Raw genomic sequence first — 7,975 nt, 5'->3', positions numbered from 1 at the left:
TGCGTCTTTTCTTGACAATGGGCACAGGTCTGGACGCTGTTTTTGAGGTGGATCATCGCAGGTCATTCTGGAAGTCAGGAGGACTCTCTCTGTTACTCACTTTTGGAGTTTTACTCTTGCTTTTGGTTGCCATGATTCTGTTAGTGATTGGCCCGGAAGTAGCGCGTATCCTACTCAAAAACTACAATATCCCCTGGTTACATCTGTTGTTATCGGCGGGTACGCGCTGGTCGGTTGCCTGTGGATTTATGTTGATTTCTACAGCAGTGATTTACTGGTCCGTGCCTAGTGTGAAACTTCCCTGGAAAATCATTACGCCGGGAAGCCTGTTTGTTGTAATCAGTTGGGTCATCATGCTGGAGGGGTTTCGGATTTATGTGGAAAACATCGCTCACTACAATGAAACCTACGGCGCTTTGGGAGGATTCATCGTCTTACTCGCCTGGTTGTATATGACCGGCGCCATCTTGATGATGGGTGGTGAAATCAACGGCGTTATTTATCGTTCCGCCAGAGAGAAAGCAGAGAGTCTCTGATCATCATACGCATTTCGATCAAAAAGACCCTATAAACCCCTTAATAACAGCCACTTCCTTATTGACGGAACGCGCTTCTAACCGATAAAATTAACACATAAAGTATCGTTGATGACTTATTCATAACAGGGATGAAAAACATGTTCCGTGTTGAATTTGGAAAATCTGGTAAGTATTGCGATGGGGTAAGTCGGCGGCATTTTCTACAAGTCGGCGTCGCGGGTATGGGTTCGGCCAGCCTCTCGCAAATTTTACATGCGAAAGAAAGTGCGGAACAGCACGGGGTCAAATCCAAAGAGACATCCGTCATACTGCTCTGGCTGGATGGTGGCCCGAGTCACATGGATCTCTACGACATGAAACCGGACGCCCCCAGTGAAAGCCGGGGAATCTGGAATCCGATCCATACTAATGTACCGGGTATGGATATCACAGAAATGTTTCCGCTGCAGGCAAAGTGCGCTGATAAATTTTCACTCGTGCGTTCACTCCATCACAATAACGGTGACCATTTTGCTGGGGGGCATTGGATGCTCACAGGCCGAGGTGGTGCCAGCGGTGCCAGGACTCCAGGTCAAAGCCCCTGTTTTGCTTCGATGGCGACTAAAGTTTTAGGACCACGCGATCCCAGTATGCCCGCTTATGTCTCCGTCCCCTATGCCTCCAGTATTGGTTTAAGACCCGGTTATTTTGGCGGTAACTTCCTGGGTGTTCAACACGATCCTTTTCAAACGGGTTCTGATCCAAACAATAAGAACTTCCAGGTAAAGAACTTGAATCCTGCAAAAGGATTATCCATTGAACGTCTTCAGGAACGCAAAGCATTATTAAAATCATTTGACCAACTTCGCAAAGACGTTGATCAATCGGGCATGCTGAATTCGATGGATCGACTGGATCAGAAAGCCTACGACATGGTGACCGGTGACAAAGCGCGGAAAGCCTTCGATCTGAATTCAGAAGACGAAAACATTCGAGATCGATATGGGCGCCAAACCTGGGGCCAAAGTGTCCTGCTGGCACGGCGTCTGGTGGAAGCGGGCACGACCTTTGTTACCGTCCATTTTGGTGGTTGGGACCATCACTGGAATTTAAAAAGCGGGATGGAAAGCTACCTGCCCCGAGTGGATCAGGCTGTCAGTGCTCTTTTTGAAGATTTAGCACAACGTGGGTTGAGTGAAAAAGTACTGGTCGTCCTGTGTGGCGAATTTAGTCGCACCCCGCGTATGAATAACGGTGGAAATGGTGGGCCTCCTTTGAGCAAAGGGACTCCCGGTCGTGATCATTGGGGAAATTCCATGTTCTGCCTCATGGGAGGTGGAGGTGTCAAAGGGGGTCGCGTGATCGGGTCTACCAGTCGACTGGGAGATTCTCCCGCAGATCGTCCTGTGCGTCCGGGACATATCCACCATACAATTTATCGTGCTTTAGGCATGGATCCGGGAATCCATTTCCTTGATCATTCAGGTCGCCCGACCGTCGCCATCGATCATGGTGAAGTAATCCATGAACTCTTTTAATGGTAGCGAAAAGAGCAAACAGCCGACGTTTCAATCGGAAAGTTTCCGTATTCGCTGGATCCGTTTTCTGTCTTTGACCGCAGTGTTATGCATCATTTGGCTGGTCATCCTCCCTCGCGCTGCAGAAATCCCACGCTTACAATCGGAGATCAAATTTCTGGAACAGAGAAAAATCGATCCGAGTGCCATGTTCTATTCGGATCTCGAAACGATTGAGCAGACCGTACAAAGCATCGACCAATTCCACCAGGAAAACCCAGACGACTTGTGGTAAACTAAAGTCTGACTTGCCCCTCATTTTACAATTCCGTCTGAGTCCTGATATCGACACTGAAGAAAAATCGAGGACTCAGCGATGCACGAGATTTCGTTATGGACCAAAAGCACCTCAAGCAAGCGCTTTCTACGTTTACTTCCTCACAAGGAAACGCATTAAACGAACTCTCTGAAGACCGCCGATTGCTGGTCGTATTTCTCAGACATGGTGGCTGCCCCTTCTGTCGTCAGGTGCTGGCACAACTTCAGGAACTCTCCAAACAAATAGCAGCACAGAATATGCAGCTGGCCATCGTTCATATGATGGATGACTCACAGGCCGACAAGTTACTGGCCCGTTATCAATTACAAGATGTGCATCATTTTAGTGATCCGGATCGAAAGCTCTATCAACTCTTTCAAATCAAGCGAGGTAATCTGGCAGAAACTTTCGGCCCCGCCATCTGGTGGTCCGGATTCAAGACGACCATCCTTTCCGGTTTCTTTCCCGGAATTCCCGGTAAAGATCTTCACCAACTGGGCGCTGCTTTGATACTCGACAAAGGAAAGGTTGTCGCCAGCCACTTTTCGAAAAATTCAGCAGATCTACCTGACTGGAATCAGCTACTCACCTGTGAGATTCCCTTTAATTAACTTTCCTTGAATTCCTTTTCGAATACCAGGCTGTCATAATGTCGAAAGTAATCCTGACACGACTTTATTTTTACACCTTGATAAAACACTATTCCAATTGACATTCATCATGACCCACTTACCTGCCACGATCGACAATATTGAACATCTGGACGAACTGCTAAGCCGTCCGACTCCCCAGGTTCTTAGCGCATTAAAACAAACAGAAGGCGATCTCATTCTCCTCGGAATCGCCGGTAAAATGGGGCCAACCCTGGCACGGATGATTCTTCGCAGTGATGAGGAATCTGGAACCAGCCGCCGAATCATTGGTGTCAGTCGATTCTCGGATGAATCGAGCCGACAACCTCTCGAAGATCTGGGCATAGAAACGTTGAAAGGCGATCTGCTCGATGCAGAATTTATTAATAGTCTGCCCGATGTGCCCCATGTGATCTACATGGCAGGCATGAAATTCGGAGCGACAGGAAATGAATCGCTCACCTGGGCCATGAATACCTACTTACCGGCACTTGTCTGTAACAAATATCGCAATAGCCGTATCACTGCTTTTTCGACGGGCAATGTCTACGGACTGGTCAATGCATCCGGACAGGGATCTGTCGAAACAGACAAACCCGATCCGGTAGGGGAATATGCGATGAGCTGTCTGGGGCGCGAACGAATGTTCGAACATTTCAGCCGCACCTTGAACATACCAATGACAATTGTGCGTTTGAATTATGCGGTCGAATGCCGCTATGGCGTGCTCGTTGATCTCGCCTTACAGGTTTATCAGGAAAAAACCATTGACGTCTCTATGGGATACGTCAACGTCATCTGGCAAGGAGATGCGAATGCTATGACGCTTTGCTCACTGCCCGATGCAACATCCCCTCCGAATTATTTGAATGTGGCTGGCCCGCAAATTCTTAGCGTTCGCGAAATCTGCAAGCGATTTGGAATACTGTTCGGCAAACCACCTCAATTCTGTGGAACTGAAGCGGAAGATGCTTTAATTAATAACGGGGAGTACGGGCATGGCCATTATAGTGTTCCCCTTGTGGACGTGGATCAATTGATGAATTGGATTGCCGACTGGATAAAAAATGATCGTCCGCTACTTGGAAAACCTACACATTTTGAATCGCGCAGTGGCAAGTTTTAACTTGGCTACGCAGTTAGAATACGAAGATTGAATACTCGGAATAACAGCATTGTGAACCCATCACTCATTACGCAAACTTTACAACGGGGAACTGCAATACCCGCGCATCCCCTTGCATTAACGTCTGCCCGCAAACTGGATGAACGTCGACAACGAGCTCTTTCACGTTATTACATAGCCAGTGGTGTCGGCGGACTGGCCGTGGGGGTACACACGACACAATTTGAAATCCGTAATCCCGGTATTGATCTGTTTCAACCTGTTCTGGAACTGGCTGCCGAAGAAATGGATCGAGCGGACAGACAACGGAGCGCACCTCTGTTACGCGTAGCTGGCATCTGTGGAGAAACCGGCCAGGCTACTCAGGAGGCAATGATCGCCAAAGGCGCCGGATATCACTTTGGCTTGCTCAGTTTGTCTGCACTCAAATCCGCCGACGAAGACACACTGATCCAGCACTGCCGGGTGGTCTCCGAAATCATTCCCGTATTTGGTTTTTACTTGCAGCCGGATGTGGGTGGCCGTTTGCTGCCTTACTCTTTCTGGCGCCGTTTTTGTGAAATTGAAAACATCGCCGCGATCAAAATGGCCCCCTTTAATCGATATCAAACACTCGATGTCATTCGCGCAGTTGCAGAATCGGGCAGGGAAGATATCGCCTTATATACTGGGAATGACGATAACATCCTACTCGATCTCGTCACCCCTTTTCGTTTTCAATCAGAAGGGAAACAGGTTGAACGTCGCATCGTTGGTGGCTTACTCGGACATTGGGCCGTCTGGACTCGGAATGCGGTTTCCCTTCTCGAAGAATGTCAACAAATCGCCTTAGAGGGAACTCAAATACCGGTTTCAATGCTACACCGGAATACCGAAATCACTGACTGTAACGCGGTACTATTTGATGTCGCGCATCGCTTCCAGGGATGTATCCCGGGCATTAATGAAATTCTGAAACGCCAAAAACTGTTGGATGGGACCTGGTGTTTGAATCCTGATGAAAACCTGAGCCCCGGACAGTCTGCAGAGATAGATCGAATCTATCAAGCCTATCCGCATTTGAACGACGATGCTTTTGTAGAAGCGCATCGAGATGAATGGCTCAGCGGTTAATTATTTTGAACTGTTTAAAAACAGGAAAGTTCCTAATTTTGATGCACTGAGAATATCGGCTTTCCCATCCTGATTCACATCCAAAGCGTCAATTTGCACTCCTACACCAGACCAATCATCTACAAGATGGGGGGTATATCTTACCGTCCCATCAGCGCATCGATTCAGTTGAAACCAGTAAATCACAGGAATTTCGTTGGGTTCAATATCTCTTTTCGGACCATGCGCCCAGCGCCGTTTCCCCGTAACAACATCCTTCAGGCCATCACCATTGATATCGACCAGAGACAAGGCATGCGGTTGAGTAAAAGCAGCACCATATTGCATCAGTTCACTCCGGTCTCCCATTATCTTATGCTGTTTGAAAGTAATCATCTCCCCTGTTTTAATATGTTCGAACCAAGCTACCCCCCAACCATGTGCATCCAAGCTGGAAATCACATCGTTATCGCCATCTCCATCAACGTCGTATACGAAAATCTGAGCCCCACCCCGTTCCTTTGAGAACTTTAGTGGATGAAAATACCATTCTCCAGTCTGCGGTGAAGGGTTTTCAAACCAACCGTCGTTAATCACGATATCCGGTGCACCATCGCCATTAATATCACCGGCCCCAGTTCCATGATAAAATTTGTCCCAGTTCCCTTTGGGAGAGAGTGCCTGAAATGTCCAGGGTTTTTCTGGTGCGTTCCAGTCAGGCTGTAACCAACCCCAATGGCCTCCCCAATGGCAAATCAACTCTGGTTTTCCATCTTTTGTCATATCAACCAATAACGGCGATTCCCCCTGGACGCGATCAAATACAAAATGCCTCTCCCATGCTCCATTGCTTGTTTGAGGATTTTCATACCAAAACGCTTTGTGAAGATGCACCCGCCCCAAGACGAGAATATCATCCCAACCATCTCCGTTGAAATCATAAGCGAAAAGTAGCATGCAATTGCTGGGGCTTTTCGCAGGAGGGAACGCAACAGGCTCATAAACGCTGTGCTTCGTTTTAAAAACAGGCCCTTCGTACCAGTAAGGTCCAGCAACAATATCTACGATACCATCCTTGTTGAAATCGCCAGTGGTAATTCCATCTGCATAATATTTGTTTGAAAGCACCATTTTCTGAAACTCAATTGCTTCAGCAAACACGGCACTATCAATTTGAAACAGCAGACAACAGACAACAAAATGGAATAAGGTTGCTTTCATACATTTTAATTTATTCCGCTGAACGTTCATTGCAATAACCGAGTCTTCAAAAATATTAAGAGGGTATTAGAATTGTTATATACTCTACTAAACTTTAATCAAATATCAATTAGATCGTTCACGACCCAAGTTTTATGCCGGGGTTGACGATAATGATCATAACGGATAAATAATGGCTCTCTCCTCAGGATCCACCTTCTCCCAGCCATTAATATTCATAAACCTCACCAGAATAAGCATTTACCGACGAAGGACCGTCATAATGTTAGATGAGCATACCACCAAAATGATGCAGGAAGCAGTCAACGAGATGTTGGTCTGGGTAGGCTTTGGAACTTTAGTTGGTTTAGCCGCGAAAGCAATCATGCCTGGAAAAGACCCGGGCGGTGCGGTCAGCACACTATTAATGGGTATTGGTGGCAGTGTAGTAGGCTGCGGTACCCTCATGTTTTTCTGGGATGGCGCCAAAGTAACTCCCATTAGCACATTTGGTTTTCTAGCTGCTACGGGGGGTGCTTTTATCCTCTTATTCTTCTATCGATTGCTGTCAGGCTCCTTTTTTGCGGAATCCGAGGATGGTGAACGCTGGTTACACCGCCGCCGTCGAAGACGTCGTGCCCGCAGACTAGTTGACGAAACCTATTGATCTGCGTCCGCGATTTGTTCTTGGCGGTTTGAATCTGTTATTAATAACCCGATCTGGTGTGGGGTTGGCAGGGATTATTCACGGTCCTTTCACTGTTTGACACTTGCAAGCAGTAACTCATTTTATTATATAATCTTAAAGACATGGCCGAGTGGCGGAATTGGCAGACGCACGGGACTTAAAATCCCGGGTCCGTAAAGGGCGTGGGGGTTCGAGTCCCCCCTCGGCTATATTTGTACACATCTCATTCCCGCAGAATCTCGCAAGATACTGCATTGCAATGAGTTACACCGACACCCTATTTTCCATTTTGCGGGACTACGCTGGTGTACGCGAGGGTGTACTGCACCACTTTTTCATAGTCCTCTTCTCGCACCTGAAGATAGCTTTTTAGTGCAACTTCTGCAGAGTTTGCAAGCCATGCCTCAACGGTCTGAATGACGTGCCCCCAAGTGTCTCACTAGTCACACGACTTCGTATCCTGTTGTATCAATGACTGTTCTGTTTGTCTGCTGGAGCGGAGTAGAAGCAACTAAAATTGAACGACGGAATGATGATGGAATGCTCCCTGCGTTACTCTGTTAGAAGAAGTCAACAAAAAAAGCCTCTCAATCAATGAGATAGCAACCGAACTCTTTAAGCACTTTCAGAAAATATCCCGGAACGAAGGCTTCTTCAGATCTACTGATGAGTATCCTATTTGTTTTTCTGATCTTTATAATGTAATGGTGGTTGGCTCACTAAATAACGAAGTGCTTCACGAACCCGCGTCGCCTGGATTGAAGACATTATCAGATATCGGTCTCGGCCATTCTCTCCTGCTTTAAAGCTGGTAAAACCATCATCGGCAACGCTTACTCGTCCTGGTAAAGACAAATCAAAATAATTGTCTTTTGGACGAACA

8 protein-coding genes, 1 tRNA gene and 1 pseudogene are annotated in these 7,975 nt (G+C 47.2%); 8 read left to right on the top strand and 2 right to left on the bottom strand.

Annotation, left to right across the window (positions count from 1 at the left end; genetic code table 11):
• The 6 genes from Q0668_RS18255 to Q0668_RS18230 form a co-directional block, all read left to right on the top strand.
• A partial coding sequence (locus tag Q0668_RS18255; RefSeq protein WP_298867247.1) for a YihY/virulence factor BrkB family protein occupies positions 1–536 on the top strand: 536 nt, incomplete at its 5' end.
• Positions 537–676: 140 nt separating this feature from the next.
• Positions 677–2,056: a DUF1501 domain-containing protein gene (locus Q0668_RS18250; protein ID WP_298867245.1), complete on the top strand. Its 1,380-nt coding sequence runs from the start codon at positions 677–679 to the stop codon at positions 2,054–2,056.
• The gene (locus Q0668_RS18245; RefSeq protein WP_298867243.1) at positions 2,043–2,330 is read left to right on the top strand and encodes a hypothetical protein; all 288 of its coding nucleotides are present in this window, start codon (positions 2,043–2,045) and stop codon (positions 2,328–2,330) included. The genes Q0668_RS18250 and Q0668_RS18245 overlap by 14 nt, the downstream gene beginning before the upstream one ends.
• A gap of 98 nt (positions 2,331–2,428) precedes the next feature.
• Complete coding sequence (locus Q0668_RS18240; RefSeq protein ID WP_298867241.1) at positions 2,429–2,965, top strand: peroxiredoxin-like family protein; 537 nt, start codon at positions 2,429–2,431, stop codon at positions 2,963–2,965.
• 109 nt (positions 2,966–3,074) lie between these two features.
• Complete coding sequence (locus Q0668_RS18235) at positions 3,075–4,112, top strand: NAD(P)-dependent oxidoreductase (RefSeq protein ID WP_298867239.1); 1,038 nt, start codon at positions 3,075–3,077, stop codon at positions 4,110–4,112.
• A 51-nt stretch (positions 4,113–4,163) separates the two neighbouring features.
• Positions 4,164–5,225, top strand: coding sequence for a dihydrodipicolinate synthase family protein (locus Q0668_RS18230; protein ID WP_298867237.1), 1,062 nt, complete (start codon positions 4,164–4,166; stop codon positions 5,223–5,225).
• On the opposite strand, the gene Q0668_RS18225 is transcribed toward Q0668_RS18230, so the two are convergent.
• Positions 5,226–6,425, bottom strand: a complete 1,200-nt coding sequence (locus Q0668_RS18225) for a VCBS repeat-containing protein (protein ID WP_298867235.1) — start codon at positions 6,423–6,425, stop codon at positions 5,226–5,228.
• 262 nt (positions 6,426–6,687) lie between these two features.
• Between Q0668_RS18225 and Q0668_RS18220 the strand changes: the two genes are divergently transcribed.
• Together Q0668_RS18220 and Q0668_RS18215 are read left to right on the top strand one after the other, a co-directional pair.
• Complete coding sequence (locus Q0668_RS18220; protein ID WP_298867233.1) at positions 6,688–7,071, top strand: GlsB/YeaQ/YmgE family stress response membrane protein; 384 nt, start codon at positions 6,688–6,690, stop codon at positions 7,069–7,071.
• A 145-nt stretch (positions 7,072–7,216) separates the two neighbouring features.
• Positions 7,217–7,301 (top strand) — tRNA-Leu (locus tag Q0668_RS18215).
• 466 nt (positions 7,302–7,767) lie between these two features.
• Here Q0668_RS18215 and Q0668_RS18210 read toward each other — a convergent pair.
• Positions 7,768–7,975 (bottom strand): annotated as a pseudogene (locus Q0668_RS18210) (nucleoside hydrolase); the annotation flags it as partial.

Source organism: uncultured Gimesia sp., assembly GCF_937910335.1.
In the GTDB taxonomy this organism is placed as follows: Bacteria; Planctomycetota; Planctomycetia; order Planctomycetales; family Planctomycetaceae; genus Gimesia.
The sequence above is the reverse complement of the archived record's forward strand: the minus strand, read 5'-3'. Positions and strand labels throughout refer to the sequence as shown.